Here is a 15,725-nt window from a genome sequence, read left to right on the forward strand (position 1 = left end):
ACCTCGCACCCACGACCCTGCACGAGCGTCGGAACGCGGGACTTCCCTCCTTGCCGCCGACGACGCTTCCACCACTCGACGACGAGTGAGAAGGAGCGAAGCAGACATGCCTGTGCACGACTCGACCTATTCGCGCCGGTCCGTCCTGCGGTTCGGCGCGCTGGCCGCCGGCGCGACCGCCGGTGCGGTCGCCCTCGCCGGGGGCGCCGCCGCCGCACCACCGGCCGTCCCCGCCACGTTCGTCCCGACGAGGCCACCCGTGAGCCGCGGCTTCCTGCGGTCCCTCGACCGGTCGATCACGCTCGACGGCTGGGCCGCCGAGCCGTTCTCGATGTCCGACGTGACGCTCGCGCCGAGCGTCGCGACCCGGTCCCAGGACCAGATGCTGCACCTCGCCCGCGTGTACCCGGTCGACCGCGTCCTCGCGGTCTTCCGGCGCAACGCGGGGCTCGACACGAAGGGCGCGAGCGCGCCCGGCGGCTGGGAGGGCTTCGGCCACGCCAACGAGCAGGCGTGGGGACCCGACGACTACCCGGGCCGCGCGAACACCCAGACCGCCAACCTCCTGCGCGGCCACTACGGCGGGCACTTCCTGTCCATGGTGTCGCTCGCGTTCGCGAGCACGGGGGAGACCGTGTTCCAGGACAAGGTGGACCAGATCGTCGCCGGCCTCGGCGAGGTCCAGACGGCGCTCGCGGCCATGGGGCGGTTCAGCCACCCGGGCTTCCTCGCCGCCTACGGCGAGTGGCAGTTCAGCCAGCTCGAGAAGTACGCGCCGTACGGCGAGATCTGGGCGCCGTACTACACGTGCCACAAGATCATGGCGGGGCTCCTGGAGGCCTACCGCCTCGCGGGATCCGACCAGGCGCTCGAGATCGCGACCTCGATGGCGGACTGGGTGCACAGCCGGCTCTCCGTGCTGCCGCAGGCCCAGCTCGACCGGATGTGGGGCATCTACATCGCGGGCGAGTACGGCGGCATGAACGAGGTGCTCGCCGACATCGCGTCGATCACGGGCGACGACACGTACGTCGCCACGGCCCGCCTGTTCGACCTCAACACGCTCGTCGACGCGAGCGCGGCGGGCACCGACACGCTCAACGGCAAGCACGCGAACCAGCACATCCCGCAGTTCCCCGGCTACCTCAAGGTCCACGACCTCACGGGGGAGCAGCGGTACCTCGACGCCGTCGAGGGGTTCTGGGGCATGGTCGTCCCCGGGCGCACCTATGCGCACGGCGGCCACGGCGAGGGGGAGCTCTTCGGTCCGCCGAACACGGTCGCGGGCGACATCGGCGCGCGCAACGCCGAGACGTGCGGCACGTACAACATGCTCAAGCTGAGCCGCCTGCTGTTCTTCCACACGCTCGACCCGAAGTACATGGAGTACTACGAGCGGGGCCTGCTCAACCAGGTCGTCGGCTCGAAGAAGAACACGCAGTCGGACACGAACCCGGACGTCACGTACATGTACGGCGTCAACCCCGGCACGCGCCGCGAGTACGGGAACACGGGGACGTGCTGCGGCGGGACCGGGCTCGAGAACCACGTGAAGTACCGGGACTCGATCTACTTCCGGACCGTCGACGGCAGCGCGCTGTACGTCAACCTCTACCTCGCCTCGACGCTGACCTGGGAGGAGAAGGGCTTCGAGGTCGTCCAGGAGACGCAGTACCCGAAGGTCGGGTCGAGCAGGCTCACGGTGAACGGGTCGGGGCAGCTCGACCTCCGTCTGCGCGTGCCCGGCTGGGTGCGCAAGGGCTTCACGGTCCGGGTCAACGGCGCGGTGCAGGACATCGACGCCGTCCCCGGGACCTCCGTGAGCGTCGCGCGCTCGTGGTCGCCCGGCGACGTCGTCGAGATCGACATGCCGCTGAGCATCCGCGCGGTGCCGACGATCGACAACCCCGCGATCCAGAGCATCGAGAACGGGCCGACCGTGCTCCTCGCGCGCAGCGCCTCGCGGGAGTACCTCAAGCTGTCGCTCTACGCCCACATGGGTCTGGACGGCACGCTCGAGGGCGCGTTCACGGACCTCGGCGACGGGTACTTCCGGCTCGGGAGCACCACGTTCGAGCCCGCGTGGTCGGGTGACGACACCCAGTACCACATGTACGTCGAGCGGTCCGAGCCGCGCGTCGTCTTCGCGGGCCTGGACAGCGGCGTGACGAACGCCCGCCGCCAGAACGGCACGTCGTTCCTCGACGTCGTGTGGGGCGACGGCGGCTTCGCGGACCGTGCGGCCTTCCTCGCGAAGGTGCAGCGCACGGTCGAGCAGTTCACCGCGGACGGCCTCCTGAGCCGCCGCGACGGGCAGAGGGTCCTGGTCACGGCGGGGAAGGCGAGGCTGGCATGAGCGCGCGAGGAAGCATCACGTCGCAGGGGAGCGGCGGCACCGTGCTCGTCCCGCTGGACGGTCAGGACGGGAGCGGCCACCCTGCGCGGGTCCGACGCCGCGTGGTCGCCACCGTCGCGGCGCTGGCCCTCGCGGTCACCGGCGCAGGCGTCGGCGCGTGGGCGGCGACCGGGGAGAGCGCCGACGGCCTCGTCGCCGCGGCAGAGGCCGAGCCGTCGAACGTCGCGCTCCTCGGGACCCCCGAGGCGAGCTACACGGCGTCGTGGAACAAGGTCGAGGCCGTGAACGACGGCTCCGGCGTGAGCACCGGCGGGGCGCACGACGCGACGTGGGCGACGTGGAGCGGGGACCGCCCCGCGACGCAGTGGCTCGAGTACTCGTGGCCGGCGCCGGTCACCGTGGACCGCTCGGTCATCCGGTTCTGGTCCGACGGCACCGACGCCAACGGCGACAACGTGCGCGTCCCGGCGTCCTGGACGATCCAGTACTGGGACGAGGACGCGGGTGCGTTCGTCGACCTCCCGAACCCCAGCGGGTTCCCGACGGCGCGCCTGGAGACCAACGCGACGACGTTCGACGCGGTGACGACGACGCGCGTCCGGGCGACGTTCCAGGCGCTGCGCGGCACGACCGCGACGAGCTACTCCGCCGTCGGAGTCTCGGAGTGGGAGCTGTGGGGCACGGGCGGCGTCGAGGAGCCGGACCCCGTCGACCCGAACGGACCGATCGACCACTCGCCGGTGCACATCCCGACCGACGTCGGCGTGCTGCCCGATCTCCCTGCGGAGATCGACGCGGTCTTCACCGACGGTCGCGTGGAGACGGTCGAGGTCGACTGGGAGGACGTCACGGCCGAGGACGTGGCCGCGCCCGGCGCGTTCGACGTGACGGGCACGTCGCCCGAGCTCGTCGAGCCCGTGAGCGGGACCGTGCACGTGCGCGACGGCGACCCGGGCGAGATCGCGGCGGTCGACTACGTGAGCGTCGTGACGCTCGCGGGGACGGCGCCGGTCCTCCCGGCGACGGTGACCGCCGAGTACGAGGACGCGTCGAAGGACAGCCGCGTGCCGGTGACGTGGGAGGCCGTCGACCCGGCGGACTACGCCGAGCCGGGCGGCCTGTTCTTCGTGGCCGGGGACGTCGACGGGACGGACCTCGTGGCCGAGGCCACGGTGTTCGTGGTCGCGCCCGACACGGGCGAGGACGTCACCCCTCCGACGGTGAACGTCTCGGCCCAGCCGGGCCCCGCGACGTCGGGCTGGTACGTGGGCACCCCGACGGTCACGGTCGTCGCGACGGACAACCGCGACACGGCACCCGTCGTGGAGGTCGCGGTGGACGGCGGCGAGTGGGCCGCCTACGACGGCCCGTTCACGCTCGACGACGGTCAGCACACCGTCGCCGCCCGGGCCACGGACGCGGCGGGCAACGTGGGCGAGGGCTCGCGCGACCTGCGCGTGGACACCGTCGCGCCGGTCACGACCGCGACGGTGCGCGACCTCGGCACGAGCGTCGAGATCACGCTCACGGCGGTCGACGCGGGTTCGGGCGTGGACAAGATCCAGTGGGAGGGCCCGGGCACGTTCTGGGGCACCTACTCGGAGCCGTTCACGCGCGCGCTCACCGAGGAGGAGCAGGTCATCGAGTACGCGGCGACCGACGCGGCGGGCAACGAGGAGGCGCGCGGGCAGGTCGTCCTGCCGGCGCTGGGCGCGGAACCGTCGCTCGACCTCGTCGTCGAGGCGTCGCCGCGGTGCCTCGCGGGCACGGCCTACGTGGCCGTGCGGGCCACCAACGGCGAGGACGTGCCCGTCGACGTGACCCTGTCGAGCCCGTACGGCCAGAAGGCGTTCGCCGACGTCGCGGCGGGACGGGCGGCCTACCAGTCGTTCGCGGTGCGGGCGGCGTCCGCCCCCGCAGGCATCGTCACGGTGACGGGCAGCGCGACGGTCGACGGCGAGGAGGTGACCTCGACCTCGACGGCCGCGTTCGACGCGCTCGACTGCGGCTGACGCGATCCGCCACAGACCCCCGGGCGGCGTGCCGGCGCCGCCCGGGTCCCTGCCCGGCCCGTGCCCCCTCGGGGGTGCGGGCCGGGTCTCGTCGTGCGCCCTGCCCGACGGCTGCCCGACCGCTGCCGAACCGCTACCCGACGGCTGCACGGCGGCGCTCGACGAGCGCGAGAGTGTCGTCGTAGAGCCGCCGCGCGACCTCCTCGTCCCGGCTCGCGACGGAGGACGCCACGACCCGCCCGCCGCTGACGTACACGCCGGTCGGGACGTCCCGGCTGCCGTCGGCGAGCGCGGCGAGGTGCCGGGAGGACGCGGCGGGCGTCGTGACGCGCGGGAGCACGGCGAGCAGCGGGCCGAGGCCGCGCCACACCGTCCGGAACCACGTCGGCTGGTGCCGGACCAGGCCGGTGCCGGGCATGAGCCCGGGGTCGTACGCGACGACGGTGGTGCGCGGCGAGCGACGTGCGATCTCGTACGCCGTGAGGACGTTCGCGAGCTTCGACGTGGGATACCGCTGCAGGGACGCCGTGATGCCGGGCGCCGGGGGCCGCACCAGGTCGTCCAGCACCATGGGGAGCGGCTCGGGCATCCCGGTGCGCTGCGCCGGGTCGTGCGTCCCGGACGAGGTGATGACGAGACGGTCGACGAGGGCTGCGGCACGCAGGCGTTCCCACAGCTGGACGTGCCCTACGTGGTTGACCGCGATCGTGATCTCGAGCCCGTCGGGCGTGGCCGTCGGCGCGGAGACCTGGGTGCCGGCGTTGAGGAGCACCGCCCCGAGCCGGCCGCCGGTGCGCGCGAGGATCTCGTCCGCCGCGCGATCGACGGAGGCGGGCGAGGCGAGGTCGAGGACGACCCCGGTGGCGCCGGTGGCGTCGGCAGCGCGTGCGACCCCCGTCGGTCGGGTCCCGGTGAGGACGACGTGGTGCCCCGCCCGCACGAGCCGGCCGGCCGTACGGAGGCCGACGCCGCTCGTGCCGCCGGTGAGCACGACGGGTGCGGGTTCCGAGAACGTGGCATCGAGTGTCATGTGGCACACAGTGCCATATGGCTCGCTGTGCCACAATGCCTCCATGAGCGAGACCGACGACGTGGCGCCCGACTCGCTGCGCGCCCGCAAGCTCGCTCGCAGCCGCGAGGAGGTGGCCGACGCCGCCTGGCGGCTGTTCCTCGAACGCGGGTACGACACCGTGACGGTCGCCGACATCGCCGACGCCGCGGGCGTCGCGCGGCGGACGGTGCACCGGTACGTCGCGGTGAAGTCGGACCTCGTCTTCGGGCACGAAGGGGCGATCCTCGCCGTCGTCGACGACGTCGTCTCGGCGGCCTCGCCCGACGAGCCTCCGCGCGACGTCCTGGTCCGCGCGCTGCGCGCCCTCGCCGAGCGGTGGCCGACGAGCCGCACCGAGGCCGCGGCCCGGGCGCAGGTGATCGCCGGGTCGGCCGAGCTCGTGGAGCGCGATCTCGCGAAACGTGCCCGGATGCGGGAGCTCGTCGCGGACACGCTCCGACGCGCGCTGCCCGACGTCGGGCATCTCGAGGCGGCCTTCTGGTCCGAGGTCGGGATCGCCACCTTCTACCTCGCCCACGACGAGTGGGTGGCCGGGCGGGCGAGCCTGCCGGGTGCGCTCGCGATCGTTCTCGAGCTCCTGGGGGTCCCCGCGGGTGAATGAAGCGCGCGCGGCCTGGACGGGTGTTCAGGTTTGCGGCGCGAGATGGCAGGATGGGCGCGACTGGACGTTCGTCCAGTCGGGTTCGGGGGGACCCAGGTCGCCCTCCCGGGCCGGACGAAGAGGTTCACCGCGTTGACGACGACCCGACGGCGGATCGCCGCCGTGCTGCTCGGTGCCGCCCTGGCGGTCACCGGCGCGACAGGCGCTGCCGCATCGACCGCCCTTCCTCCCGACGGGACGAGCGACGGCGTGCGCGTCACCGTGGAGATCCGGGACCGGTTGTCCCCGCACGTCGTCGTGGTGGGGGAGGGACCGTTCGTCGCCGGCGAGCAGCTGGTCGTGCGGGGCGGGGACCTGCCGTCGAACGCCGTCCTCGAGGTCTGGCTCCACAGCGACCCCCGGCTCCTGGACGGCGTCACCACCGACGCCGACGGCGACTTCGAGCTCACGACCACGCTGCCCGCCGACACCGCACCCGGCGAGCACCGGATCCGTGCCGTCGCGCCGGCGCTCGGCGTCGAGGTGGCCTCTGAGCCGTTCGAGGTGGTCGCGGCGCCGGGCGCGGGCGGCCCGGCGGACCCGGACGACCCGGCCGACGGGACCCCGGGCGGGGGCGGCGCGTCCGCCTCGCCGCGCCCCGGCGGGCTCGCGACGACCGGAGCAGGCCTCGCCGGTGCAGCCGTCGTCGCGGCCCTCGCCGTCGCGACCGGCGTCGCGCTCCGTCGCCGCGCCGTGCGCAGCGCCTAGCGAGGCGCGCAGGCGTCGCCGTGCTCGGTCCCGCACGCGTCGAGGAACGGCGTGGGCCCGACCGTCACGGACGCGCGGCGAACCGCTCGAGCAGCTCCGCGTGGCCGGACACGATGAGCAGGTCGTTGGCGCTGATCCGCGTCTCGGGCGTGGCGTAGAGGAACTCCTCGCCGGGCGACTTCACGCCGATCACGGTGACGCCGTAGCGTTCGCGCACCTTGGACTGGACCAGCGTGAATCCCTGCACCTCCTTCGGGGGGCGCATCTTGACGATCGTGAAGCCGTCCTCGACCTCGATGTAGTCGAGGAGCTTGCCGGAGACGAGGTGCGCGACGCGCGCACCGGCGTCCGCCTCGGGGAAGACGACGTGGTGCGCGCCGATGCGCTGGAGGATGCGACCGTGCTCGGCCGAGATCGCCTTGGCCCAGATCTGCGGCGTCCCCATGTCGACGAGGTTTCCGGTGATGAGGACGCTCGCCTCGAGCGACGTCCCGACACCCACCACCGCCACCGGGAAGTCCCGCGCGCCGAGCTGATCGAGCGCGACGGGGTTCGACGCGTCGGCCTCGACGAGCGGGATCTGGCCGCTCCACTGCGCCACGAGGTCGGCGTCGCGCTCCACGGCGAGCACGTCCTGGCCGAGCCGGTCGAGGGTCACCGCGATCGCGGTGCCGAACCGGCCGAGGCCCACGACGAGCACGCCGGCGTCCTTGCGCGGCGCCCTCGCCTCGTCGCGGCGTGCTCGCTCGGAGCGACCGCGCTCCACGATGCGCCGGGCGACGGGGTCGGCCGGGAGCCGTTCGTCGCCGGTCGCGGGGAAGAGGGGGTCGGTCACGGGGTGGGGCCTTCCTGGGGTCGGTGTCGTCGTCGAAGGGTAGGCGTCCAGCGGGCCGGTCGCTCTACCCGATGGGTCGATCACCCGATGATCGGGCGCTCCTCGGGGTAGCGCACGATGCGGCGCCGGTCCCGCAGCGCGAGCGCGGCGGCGAAGGTGATCGTCCCGGTGCGGCCGATGAACATCAGCGCGACGAGCACGTACTTCCCGGCGTCGGGGAGGGTCGGGGTGATCCCGGTGGTGAGGCCGACGGTCGCGAACGCCGAGATCGTCTCGAAGAGGATGACGTCGAGCGTCTCACCCGTGATCTCCAGCAGGAGCAGGCTCGAGACGAGGACCGCCGTCGCGCCGACGAAGGACACGGCGACCGCGAGGCGGAGCGTCTCGCGCGGGATGCGTCGTCCGAAGGCCTCCATGTCGCGGTCGCCCCGGGCCTCCGAGACGATGGCGATGAGCATGACGGCGAGCGTCGTGACCTTGATGCCGCCCGCGGTCGACGCGGACCCGCCGCCGACGAACATCAGCGCGTCGGTGATCAGCCAGCTCGACTCGCGCATCTCCGCGGTGTCGACGGTCGAGAACCCGCCCGACCGGGGCATGACGCCCGCGAAGAGGGACGCGAGCAGCTTCTCCCCGACGGAGAGCGGCCCGAGCGTCCCCTCGTTGCCCCACTCGAAGGCCGCGAACAGCACCGTGCCGACAACCACCAGAGCCGCGCTCATCGTCAGCGTGAGCTTGGTGTGCAGGCTCCACTTCGCGGCGCGGCGACGGTTGCGCAGGACGTTGAGGATCACGGGGAAGCCGAGCGAGCCGATGAACACGCCGAGGATGATCGGCAGGCACAGCATCCAGTCCCCGACGTAGGGCATGAGGCCTTGCTCGGTCGGGATGAACCCCGCGTTGTTGAACGCCGAGATGCCGTAGAAGATCCCGTGCCACGCCGCCTCGCCGAACGTCTCCTCGAGCACGATGAACCGTGGCAGGAGCAGGAGGGCGATGAGCAGCTCGAGCGATGTCGAGGTGATGATGACGACCCGCACGAGCGAGCCGACCTCGCCGAGCCGCGTCGTCTTCGTCTCCGACGCGGTGAGGAGCTTCTGCGTCAGGCCGATGCGGCGCGAGACGGCCATGCCGAGGATCGACGCGAGGGTCATGACCCCGAGGCCGCCGACCTTGATCCCGACGAGGATGACCACCTGGCCGTAGAACGACCAGTACGTCCCGGTCGGCACGACCACCAGACCCGTGACGCACACCGCGGACGTCGCGGTGAAGAGCGCGTCGACGAACGACGCGGAGCGGCCCGACGCCGTCGCCCACGGCGCGAGCAGGAGCGCCGTGAACAGCGCGATGACCGCCGCGAAGACCGTCACGGCGAGCCGGGCGGGGGACTGGCGGGCGAGACGGTCGACGATCTCGCGCCCCTTGAAGAGGCGACCGGTCAGCCCTGACGGCATCGGTCCCCCCACGCAGGCTTCGGTCGCACCACGAGCGCAACTCTGCCACGCGACCCGGGGTGCGTCATGTCGCCCCACCGGGCGATACCGTGAGCCATGCCCAGCACCGAGCCGACGCCGCGAGCCGCGGAGGCGCTCGCCGACGCCGGACCCCGCCGTGCGCACGTCGTCTGGGGGCCCGAGCTGCTCGGGTACGACTTCGGCCCCGGCCACCCCATGGCGCCGACCCGCCTCGACCTGACGATGCGCCTCGTGCGCGACCTCGGTCTCCTCGACGGGGCGGAGGTCGACGTGGTCGGTCCGGCACCCGCCGACGACGCCGTGCTCGCGCTCGTCCACGACGCCGCGTACGTCGCCGCGGTCCGGGCGGCGTCGGACCACGGCACCACCGACCCGCACCGCGGGCTCGGCACGGAGGACGACCCGGTCTTCCCGGGGATGCACGAGGCGGCGGCGCGGATCGTCGGCGGCTCCTGCGCCGCTGCCGACGCGATCGCGTCGGGGGCCGCCGTGCACGCCGTCAACGTCGCGGGCGGAATGCACCACGCGAAGCCCGGCGCGGCGTCGGGGTTCTGCGTGTACAACGACGCCGCGGTCGCGATCCGGCGCCTGCTCGCCGACGGCGTCGAGCGCGTCGCGTACGTCGACCTCGACGCGCACCACGGGGACGGCGTCGAGGAGGTGTTCTGGGACGACCCGCGCGTCCTCACCGTGTCGGTGCACCAGAGCGGCGCGACGCTGTTCCCGGGGACCGGCCACGCGACCGACGTCGGTGGTCCGGGAGCCGAGGGCACCGCGGTCAACGTCGCGCTCCCGCGCCGGACCGACGGCACCCGGTGGCTGCGTGCGGTGGACGCCGTCGTGCCACCGGTGCTCCGCGCGTTCCACCCCGACGTGCTCGTCACGCAGCACGGGTGCGACGCGCACGGTGACGACCCGCTGTCCGACCTCGACGTGTCCGTCGCCGCGCAGCGCACGGCGGCGGCCCGGATGCACCAGCTCGCGCACGAGCTGACGGACGGGCGGTGGCTCGCGCTCGGCGGCGGCGGGTACGCGATCGCGCGCGTCGTTCCCCTCGTGTGGTCGGCGGTCGTGGGGGAGGTGGTCCACGCCCCCGTGTCGGCCGACCGCGAGCTGCCGGAGCCGTGGCGCGAGCTCGTCGCCGACATCGCGGGCTACGACGCACCGCCGTCGTTCGGGCCCGACGTCGAGTGGCGTCCTTGGAGCGCCGGCTTCGACCCGGACGACGCGGTCGACCGCGCGGTCCTCGCGACGCGTCGGGCCGCCTTCCCGCACCTGGGCCTCGACCCCCACTTCGACTGAGCGCGCGGGGGACCTGGACGCGACGCGCCCCCGCGGACCGCTCGACCGGGCAGGGCACCGCCGCGTTCGAGGCCACCGGCGCGAGCAGGTAGGCTAAGGGGCGGATTTCTCTCGTGTTGGTCGGCTCGTGGTCCACGAAACCTGATCAACCGTGGACCACACGGCAGTCGCTCGACCGGTTCGGACCGTTCCGTCGCCGGCCGCCGACCAGCCGATCAGCTGCCGAACAGCACCGACAAGCATTGCGAGGACCGTATGGGCTCCGTCATCAAGAAGCGCCGCAAGCGTATGGCCAAGAAGAAGCACCGCAAGCTGCTTCGCAAGACGCGCCACCAGCGTCGTAACAAGAAGTGACGTCGCGCGCGTCCTGACGCGCACCGACCGCCGAGCCCGGCACCCCGACGAGGGGTGACCGGGCTCGCTGCGTACCACCGGCTGTCCGGGTGGTGCCGTCGGCGCACACCCCCACGCCGGCCCCGGTGGTGACCCCGGACGCGCGACGACCAGGTCAGAGCCGCGCGATGCGCCGGTCGACCGCGCGGCGGACCGACCGCAGCACGAGCGCGCCCGCCCACACGGCGCCCGCCCAGCTCGCGGTGCGGACGCCGCTGCGGGCGACGCGCCGTCGTCGGCCGCGGAACTCGCGGATGGGCCAGCCGACGTCCTGCGCGTGCCGGCGCAGCCGCGCGTCGGGGTTGATGGGGCACGGGTGCCCGACCTCGTTCATCATCGCGACGTCGTTGAGCGAGTCGCCGTAGGCGTAGGAGGCCTCGAGGTCGATGCCCTCGCGCTCGGCGAGGGCGCGCACGGCGTCGGCTTTCGCGCGCCCGTGCATGAGGTCGCCGACGAGCCGGCCGGTGTAGAAGCCGTCCTCGTGCTCCGCGATGGTCCCGAGGGCCCCGGTGGTGCCGAGCCGGCGCGCGATGAGCTCGCCGATCTCGACGGGGGTCGCGGACACGAGCCACACCTGGTTGCCCGCGGCGAGGTGCTCGTCGAGGAGTCGTCGCGTGCCGGGGTAGATGCGCAGCGAGAGGACGGTGTCGTAGACCTCCTCGCCGATCGCGGTGATCTCGGCGACGGAGCGCCCGGCGATGAGGTCGAGCGCGCGGGACCGGATGCGGTCGATCTGCTTGCGGCTCTCGCCGAGGAGGAGGTAGCGCGCCTGGTGCGCGGCGAACCGGACGAGGTCCGTGGTGGAGAAGAACTCGCGGCGGTAGAGCGCCTGCGCGAGGTGGAAGGACGACGCGCCGCGGATGATCGTGTTGTCGACGTCGAAGAACGCCGCCGTGCGGCGGGCGGGCGGCTGCCCGGGGGACGTCGGCATGCCGTCCACTCTATCGGCGCCCGTGGGACGTGCCTCTACCCTGGGACCGTGAGTGCCGCTCAGCCGCCCGTGCCGTCCGTGCCGTCCGTGCCCGTCCTGCTGTACGGCCGCGCCGGGTGCCACCTGTGCGACGACGCGCGGACCGTCGTCGCGCAGGTGTGCGGCGACGCGGGCGTGGCGTGGGCGGAGGTGGACCTCGACGACCCGGCGACGGCCCCGGCCGTCCGCGAGCAGTACGGCGAGTACGTCCCTGTCGTCACGGTCGCCGGGGTGCAGCAGGGGTTCTGGCGCGTCGACGCGCGTCGCCTGGCGCGCGCGGTGGGACGGATTTCGGGCGGGCGCCCGGACCTGGGATGATCGGCACCGGGTACGCACGAGCGACCGTCGACGAGGACGGTCCCGGGACGACGGTGGTGGCAGGTGGCTGAGCAGTTTGTCGGTGAGGTGACGGTCCCGGGGATCCCGAGCGCCACGGTGGCGCGGCTCCCCTCCTACCTGCGTGCGCTGCGCGACCTCGTCGCACGCGGGGTGACGACGACGTCGTCGGTCGAGCTCGCGGAGCTGTCGGGCGTGGGTCCGGCGCAGCTGCGCAAGGACCTGTCGTTCCTCGGCTCGTTCGGCACGCGCGGCGTGGGCTACGACGTCGACTCGCTCGCGCAGTACATCACCGAGGCGCTGGGGCTCGTCGACGAGCACCGGATCGCCATCGTCGGGATCGGCAACCTCGGGCACGCGCTCGCGAACTACTCGGGCTACGAGCAGCGTGGTTTCCACGTCGCGGCCCTGCTGGACGCCTCGCCCGAGGTGGTGGGCACGCGTGCGGCGGGGATCGTCGTCGAGCACGTGGACGCCCTCGAGGACGTGGTGGCCCGGGAGCACGTGACGATTGTCGTCCTCGCCACGCCGGCCGCGCACGCGCAGGCCGTGACGGACCGCGTCGTCGCCGCGGGCGTCAAGGAGATCCTCAACTTCGCGCCGCGCGCGCTGCAGGTGCCGGCGGACGTCGACGTGCGCGGGGTGGACGTGGGCAGCGAGCTGCAGATCCTCGCGTTCCACTCCCAGGCGCGCGCGCTCGCAGCGGCCGACCGCCGACGGCGTCCCCGGACCTGGCTCCGCCATGACGAGAGGCCGCGTGCGGGGAGCACGCGGCTCTCGCGCCGCCCCGGGGCGGCCGAACCGCTGCCGGCCGGGCGGGGGCGGGCCGGCAGCGGCGGTCGGTCGGGTCAGGCCTGCTTGATGGCCGAGACGTCGAGCGTGATCTTGATCTTGTCGCCGACGAGCACTCCGCCGGTCTCGAGCGCGGCGTTCCAGGTGAGGTCGAACTCCTTGCGGGAGATCTCCGTCTTCGCCTCGAAGCCGGCGCGCGCGTTGCCGAACGGGTCGGTCGCGGTGCCCGCGAACTCGGCCTCGAGCTCGACCGGCTTGGTCACGCCGTTGATGGTGAGGTCACCGGTGATGACGTAGTCGTCGCCGTCGCCCTGGATGCTGCGCGACGCGAAGGTCCACGTCGGCTTGCTCTCCGCGTCCCAGAAGTCGGCGCTGCGAAGGTGGTTGTCGCGGTTCGCGTCGCCGGTGCTCACCGACGCGGCGTCGAGCTCGGCGGAGACCGCCGAGGAGTCGAGGTCGTCGCCGACCGCGATCGTCCCGCCGGTGATCGCGAGGGTGCCGCGCACCTTCGAGATGCCGGCGTGGCGGACGGTGAACGCGGCCTGCGAGTGCGAGGCGTCGATGGCGTAGGTGCCGGCGGTGAGGCCGGTGGGCAGCGGCGTGGCCATGGTGGCTCCTTCAGATCGGTGTCGTGCGGTGGCTCGCGGTGGTCCCGCGAGAAGTCCATTGGTTGAAGATTCAACCACAGTCGCACGTATCAACGCGACCCCCTGCACGGTCTATTCCCGGTGGATGGAAGAATCGTCCCGACGCCCCACCGACCCAACCCGAGGACCGGATGCACAACCCGAGGACCGCATGAGCAGCCAGAACGTCTCCAGCGCCGCCGCGACCCGGCTCGAGCCGCGCTGGCTCGACGCCGAGCAGCAGAGGCAGTGGCGCGCCTACCTCGACGGCACGGTGCGCTTCATCGAGGCGCTGAGCCGCGACCACGAGGAGCGGTCCACGGTCTCGCTCAACGAGTACGAGCTCCTCGTCCGGCTCTCGGAGAGCCCCGAGCACACGCTGCGCATGTCCGCGCTCGCCGACGGCCTCGCGCGCTCCAGGAGCCGCGTGACCCACACCGTCGCCCGCATGGAGGCGCGCGGTCTCGTGCGCCGGTCGGCGAGCGTCGGCGACCGGCGGGGGGTGAACTGCGCGATGACGCCCGAGGGCTACGACGCGCTCGTGGCCGCCGCGCCCGCGCACGTCGCCGCCGTGCGCCGGTACATGGTGGACGTGCTGACGCCCGAGCAGTTCCGCGCGCTCGGAGAGGCGATGGCGTCGGTCGCCGAGGCCTGCAAGGCGGACGACGACGACTGAGGCCCGGCTGAGACGCACAGGGCCGGGCGTCGCCGATACTGGACCCATGGTCTCCACAACCGTCCACCTGCTGCGTCACGGCGAGGTCCACAACCCCGACGGCGTCCTGTACGGCCGCATCGCCGGCTACCACCTGTCCGAGCGTGGGCACGAGATGGCCCGGCGCGTCGCCACGCACCTCGCGGGCGAGCCCGGGCCCGACGGCGCGTCCCGGCCGCGCGCCGACGTCACCGTCGTCGTCGCGTCCCCGCTCCAGCGGGCCCAGGAGACGGCGACGCCCGCGGCGGAGGCGTTCGGCGTCGAGCTCGGGACGGACGACCGGCTCATCGAGGCCGCGAACCACTTCGAGGGCATGACGTTCGGCGTCGGCGACGGCTCGCTGCGCCACCCCCAGCACTGGCGGTACCTCTGGAACCCCCTGCGGCCGTCGTGGGGCGAGCCGTACGTCGAGCAGGTCGCGCGCATGCGCGCCGCGGTCGCGGACGCGCGCGACAAGGCCGCCGGCCACGAGGCCCTCCTCGTGAGCCACCAGCTGCCGGTCTGGCTCACGCGCCTCAGCTTCGAGAACCGCCGGCTGTGGCACGACCCGCGCAAGCGCCAGTGCGCGCTCGCGTCGCTCACGTCGCTCACGTTCGAGGACGACCGCCTCGTGGGGATCCACTACTCCGAGCCCGTCGCGGACCTCCTCCCGGGGGCCTCCCAGGTCGCCGGGGCGTGACGTCCGTCATGTCGCAGCCCGTGGACGCCCGTTCTGCCCGGTTCGCCGGGCGATCTCTCAGCGCCCGCTCAGGTTGGGGCGCGAGTGTTCGACCCGTGATGCCGTCGTGACCGCCCGTGCTCGCGCCCGCGCGCGCGCCCTCGCAGCGGCCGGGGTCGCCCTCGTCGCTTCCGTCACCCTGTCCGGGTGCGCCCAGGAGTCCGGCGCGACGACCGACGTCGTGGGCCAGGGCTACGTCTCCGGCGACGGGTCCGTCCGGACCTGGGACACCGACGACCGTGGCGAGCCGGTCTCCCTCACAGGCACGGACTACGAGGGCGGGACGGTCGACACGAGCACGTGGCTGGGCGACGTCGTGGTCCTCAACACCTGGTACGCGGCGTGCGCGCCGTGCCGCGCCGAGGCCCCGGACCTCGTGGAGCTCGCGAACGAGCACGAGGCCGACGGCGTCCGCGTCGTCGGGATCAACACGACGGACGAGGCGGGGGCCGCCCAGGCGTTCCAGCGCACGTTCGAGGTGCCGTACCCCTCGATCGACGACCGCAGCGGCGAGGTCGTCGCCGCGCTCTCGGGCACGGTGCCGCTGCAGGCCGTGCCGTCCACCGTCGTGCTCGACCGCGAGGGGCGGGTCGCCGCGCGCGTCATCGGCCTCGTCGAGGGCACGACCCTCGGCGCGCTCGTCGACGACGTGCTCGCCGAGGACCCTGTCGCGTCCACGGGCGAGGCGGCCGGCTGACCGTGTCCCCGCTCTCGTCGCTCGCGCCGGCCGTGCCTCTCGGCACGGCGCTCGCCGCCGACGTCGGCGACACGT

Annotated in this window: 15 protein-coding genes and 1 pseudogene; 11 read left to right on the forward strand and 5 right to left on the reverse strand. The window is 73.4% G+C overall.

Features of this window, described 5'->3' with window-relative positions:
• The first annotated feature begins 106 nt into the window (after positions 1-106).
• Entirely contained in the window at positions 107-2,356 is a 2,250-nt protein-coding gene (locus NFS20_RS19345; RefSeq protein WP_251153439.1) for a glycoside hydrolase family 127 protein, read from the forward strand.
• Positions 2,353-4,368 carry an OmpL47-type beta-barrel domain-containing protein gene (locus tag NFS20_RS19350; RefSeq protein ID WP_251153440.1) on the forward strand — a complete coding sequence of 672 codons (2,016 nt, stop codon included), beginning with the start codon at positions 2,353-2,355 and terminating at the stop codon, positions 4,366-4,368. The genes NFS20_RS19345 and NFS20_RS19350 overlap by 4 nt, the downstream gene beginning before the upstream one ends.
• A 133-nt stretch (positions 4,369-4,501) precedes the next feature.
• Here NFS20_RS19350 and NFS20_RS19355 read toward each other — a convergent pair whose 3' ends face one another.
• Complete coding sequence (locus tag NFS20_RS19355) at positions 4,502-5,398, reverse strand: SDR family NAD(P)-dependent oxidoreductase (RefSeq protein WP_251153441.1); 897 nt, start codon at positions 5,396-5,398, stop codon at positions 4,502-4,504.
• Positions 5,399-5,441: 43 nt separating this feature from the next.
• Between NFS20_RS19355 and NFS20_RS19360 the strand changes: the two genes are divergently transcribed.
• Complete coding sequence (locus tag NFS20_RS19360) at positions 5,442-6,041, forward strand: TetR/AcrR family transcriptional regulator (RefSeq protein ID WP_251153442.1); 600 nt, start codon at positions 5,442-5,444, stop codon at positions 6,039-6,041.
• 132 nt (positions 6,042-6,173) lie between these two features.
• Positions 6,174-6,788 carry a hypothetical protein gene (locus tag NFS20_RS19365; RefSeq protein WP_251153443.1) on the forward strand — a complete coding sequence of 205 codons (615 nt, stop codon included), beginning with the start codon at positions 6,174-6,176 and terminating at the stop codon, positions 6,786-6,788.
• 64 nt (positions 6,789-6,852) lie between these two features.
• Here NFS20_RS19365 and NFS20_RS19370 read toward each other — a convergent pair whose 3' ends face one another.
• Positions 6,853-7,554: a potassium channel family protein gene (locus NFS20_RS19370; RefSeq protein WP_251153592.1), complete on the reverse strand. Its 702-nt coding sequence runs from the start codon at positions 7,552-7,554 to the stop codon at positions 6,853-6,855.
• A 149-nt stretch (positions 7,555-7,703) separates the two neighbouring features.
• A complete protein-coding gene (locus tag NFS20_RS19375; RefSeq protein ID WP_251153444.1) occupies positions 7,704-9,080 on the reverse strand; it encodes a TrkH family potassium uptake protein in 1,377 nt (458 codons plus the stop codon).
• Positions 9,081-9,176: 96 nt separating this feature from the next.
• Here NFS20_RS19375 and NFS20_RS19380 point away from each other — a divergent pair, with 96 nt between their 5' ends.
• Both NFS20_RS19380 and NFS20_RS19385 read left to right on the forward strand, forming a co-directional pair.
• On the forward strand, positions 9,177-10,403 hold the full coding sequence (locus tag NFS20_RS19380) for an acetoin utilization protein AcuC (protein WP_251153445.1): 1,227 nt from the start codon (positions 9,177-9,179) through the stop codon (positions 10,401-10,403).
• Positions 10,404-10,658: 255 nt separating this feature from the next.
• Positions 10,659-10,757 carry a 30S ribosomal protein bS22 gene (locus NFS20_RS19385; RefSeq protein WP_003792170.1) on the forward strand — a complete coding sequence of 33 codons (99 nt, stop codon included), beginning with the start codon at positions 10,659-10,661 and terminating at the stop codon, positions 10,755-10,757.
• A 154-nt stretch (positions 10,758-10,911) separates the two neighbouring features.
• Here the strand turns inward: NFS20_RS19385 and NFS20_RS19390 are convergent, their stop codons facing one another.
• A complete protein-coding gene (locus tag NFS20_RS19390) occupies positions 10,912-11,727 on the reverse strand; it encodes an HAD family hydrolase (protein ID WP_251153446.1) in 816 nt (271 codons plus the stop codon).
• A gap of 48 nt (positions 11,728-11,775) precedes the next feature.
• Here NFS20_RS19390 and NFS20_RS19395 point away from each other — a divergent pair, with 48 nt between their 5' ends.
• Positions 11,776-12,084: a glutaredoxin family protein gene (locus NFS20_RS19395; protein ID WP_251153447.1), complete on the forward strand. Its 309-nt coding sequence runs from the start codon at positions 11,776-11,778 to the stop codon at positions 12,082-12,084.
• A gap of 87 nt (positions 12,085-12,171) precedes the next feature.
• A pseudogene (locus NFS20_RS19400) lies at positions 12,172-12,804 on the forward strand (redox-sensing transcriptional repressor Rex); the annotation flags it as partial.
• 146 nt (positions 12,805-12,950) lie between these two features.
• On the opposite strand, the gene NFS20_RS19405 reads toward NFS20_RS19400, so the two are convergent.
• The gene (locus tag NFS20_RS19405; RefSeq protein WP_251153448.1) at positions 12,951-13,502 is read right to left on the reverse strand and encodes a YceI family protein; all 552 of its coding nucleotides are present in this window, start codon (positions 13,500-13,502) and stop codon (positions 12,951-12,953) included.
• Positions 13,503-13,692: 190 nt separating this feature from the next.
• On the opposite strand from NFS20_RS19405, the gene NFS20_RS19410 reads away from it, so the two are divergent.
• The 3 genes from NFS20_RS19410 (at position 13,693) to NFS20_RS19420 (ending at position 15,650) form a co-directional block, all read left to right on the forward strand.
• Positions 13,693-14,196, forward strand: coding sequence for a MarR family winged helix-turn-helix transcriptional regulator (locus NFS20_RS19410; RefSeq protein WP_251153449.1), 504 nt, complete (start codon positions 13,693-13,695; stop codon positions 14,194-14,196).
• Positions 14,197-14,242: 46 nt separating this feature from the next.
• Positions 14,243-14,914 (forward strand): histidine phosphatase family protein, encoded by a 672-nt coding sequence (locus tag NFS20_RS19415; protein ID WP_251153450.1) that lies wholly within the window; start codon positions 14,243-14,245, stop codon positions 14,912-14,914.
• A 106-nt stretch (positions 14,915-15,020) separates the two neighbouring features.
• Positions 15,021-15,650: a TlpA family protein disulfide reductase gene (locus NFS20_RS19420; protein ID WP_251153451.1), complete on the forward strand. Its 630-nt coding sequence runs from the start codon at positions 15,021-15,023 to the stop codon at positions 15,648-15,650.
• Positions 15,651-15,725 lie beyond the last annotated feature (75 nt).

It is taken from the genome of Cellulosimicrobium sp. Marseille-Q4280, from assembly GCF_943181405.1.
Taxonomy (GTDB): domain Bacteria; phylum Actinomycetota; class Actinomycetes; order Actinomycetales; family Cellulomonadaceae; genus Cellulosimicrobium.

What these genes read in the sequence shown, in the direction of transcription:
- NFS20_RS19345 (WP_251153439.1), top strand. Translation starts at nt 107, where the DNA reads ATGCCTGTGCACGACTCGACCTATTCGCGCCGGTCCGTCCTGCGGTTC.
- NFS20_RS19350 (WP_251153440.1), top strand. Translation starts at nt 2,353, where the DNA reads ATGAGCGCGCGAGGAAGCATCACGTCGCAGGGGAGCGGCGGCACCGTG.
- NFS20_RS19355 (WP_251153441.1), bottom strand. Translation starts at nt 5,398, where the DNA reads ATGACACTCGATGCCACGTTCTCGGAACCCGCACCCGTCGTGCTCACC.
- NFS20_RS19360 (WP_251153442.1), top strand. Translation starts at nt 5,442, where the DNA reads ATGAGCGAGACCGACGACGTGGCGCCCGACTCGCTGCGCGCCCGCAAG.
- NFS20_RS19375 (WP_251153444.1), bottom strand. Translation starts at nt 9,080, where the DNA reads ATGCCGTCAGGGCTGACCGGTCGCCTCTTCAAGGGGCGCGAGATCGTC.
- NFS20_RS19380 (WP_251153445.1), top strand. Translation starts at nt 9,177, where the DNA reads ATGCCCAGCACCGAGCCGACGCCGCGAGCCGCGGAGGCGCTCGCCGAC.
- NFS20_RS19385 (WP_003792170.1), top strand. Translation starts at nt 10,659, where the DNA reads ATGGGCTCCGTCATCAAGAAGCGCCGCAAGCGTATGGCCAAGAAGAAG.
- NFS20_RS19390 (WP_251153446.1), bottom strand. Translation starts at nt 11,727, where the DNA reads ATGCCGACGTCCCCCGGGCAGCCGCCCGCCCGCCGCACGGCGGCGTTC.
- NFS20_RS19405 (WP_251153448.1), bottom strand. Translation starts at nt 13,502, where the DNA reads ATGGCCACGCCGCTGCCCACCGGCCTCACCGCCGGCACCTACGCCATC.
- NFS20_RS19410 (WP_251153449.1), top strand. Translation starts at nt 13,693, where the DNA reads ATGAGCAGCCAGAACGTCTCCAGCGCCGCCGCGACCCGGCTCGAGCCG.
- NFS20_RS19415 (WP_251153450.1), top strand. Translation starts at nt 14,243, where the DNA reads ATGGTCTCCACAACCGTCCACCTGCTGCGTCACGGCGAGGTCCACAAC.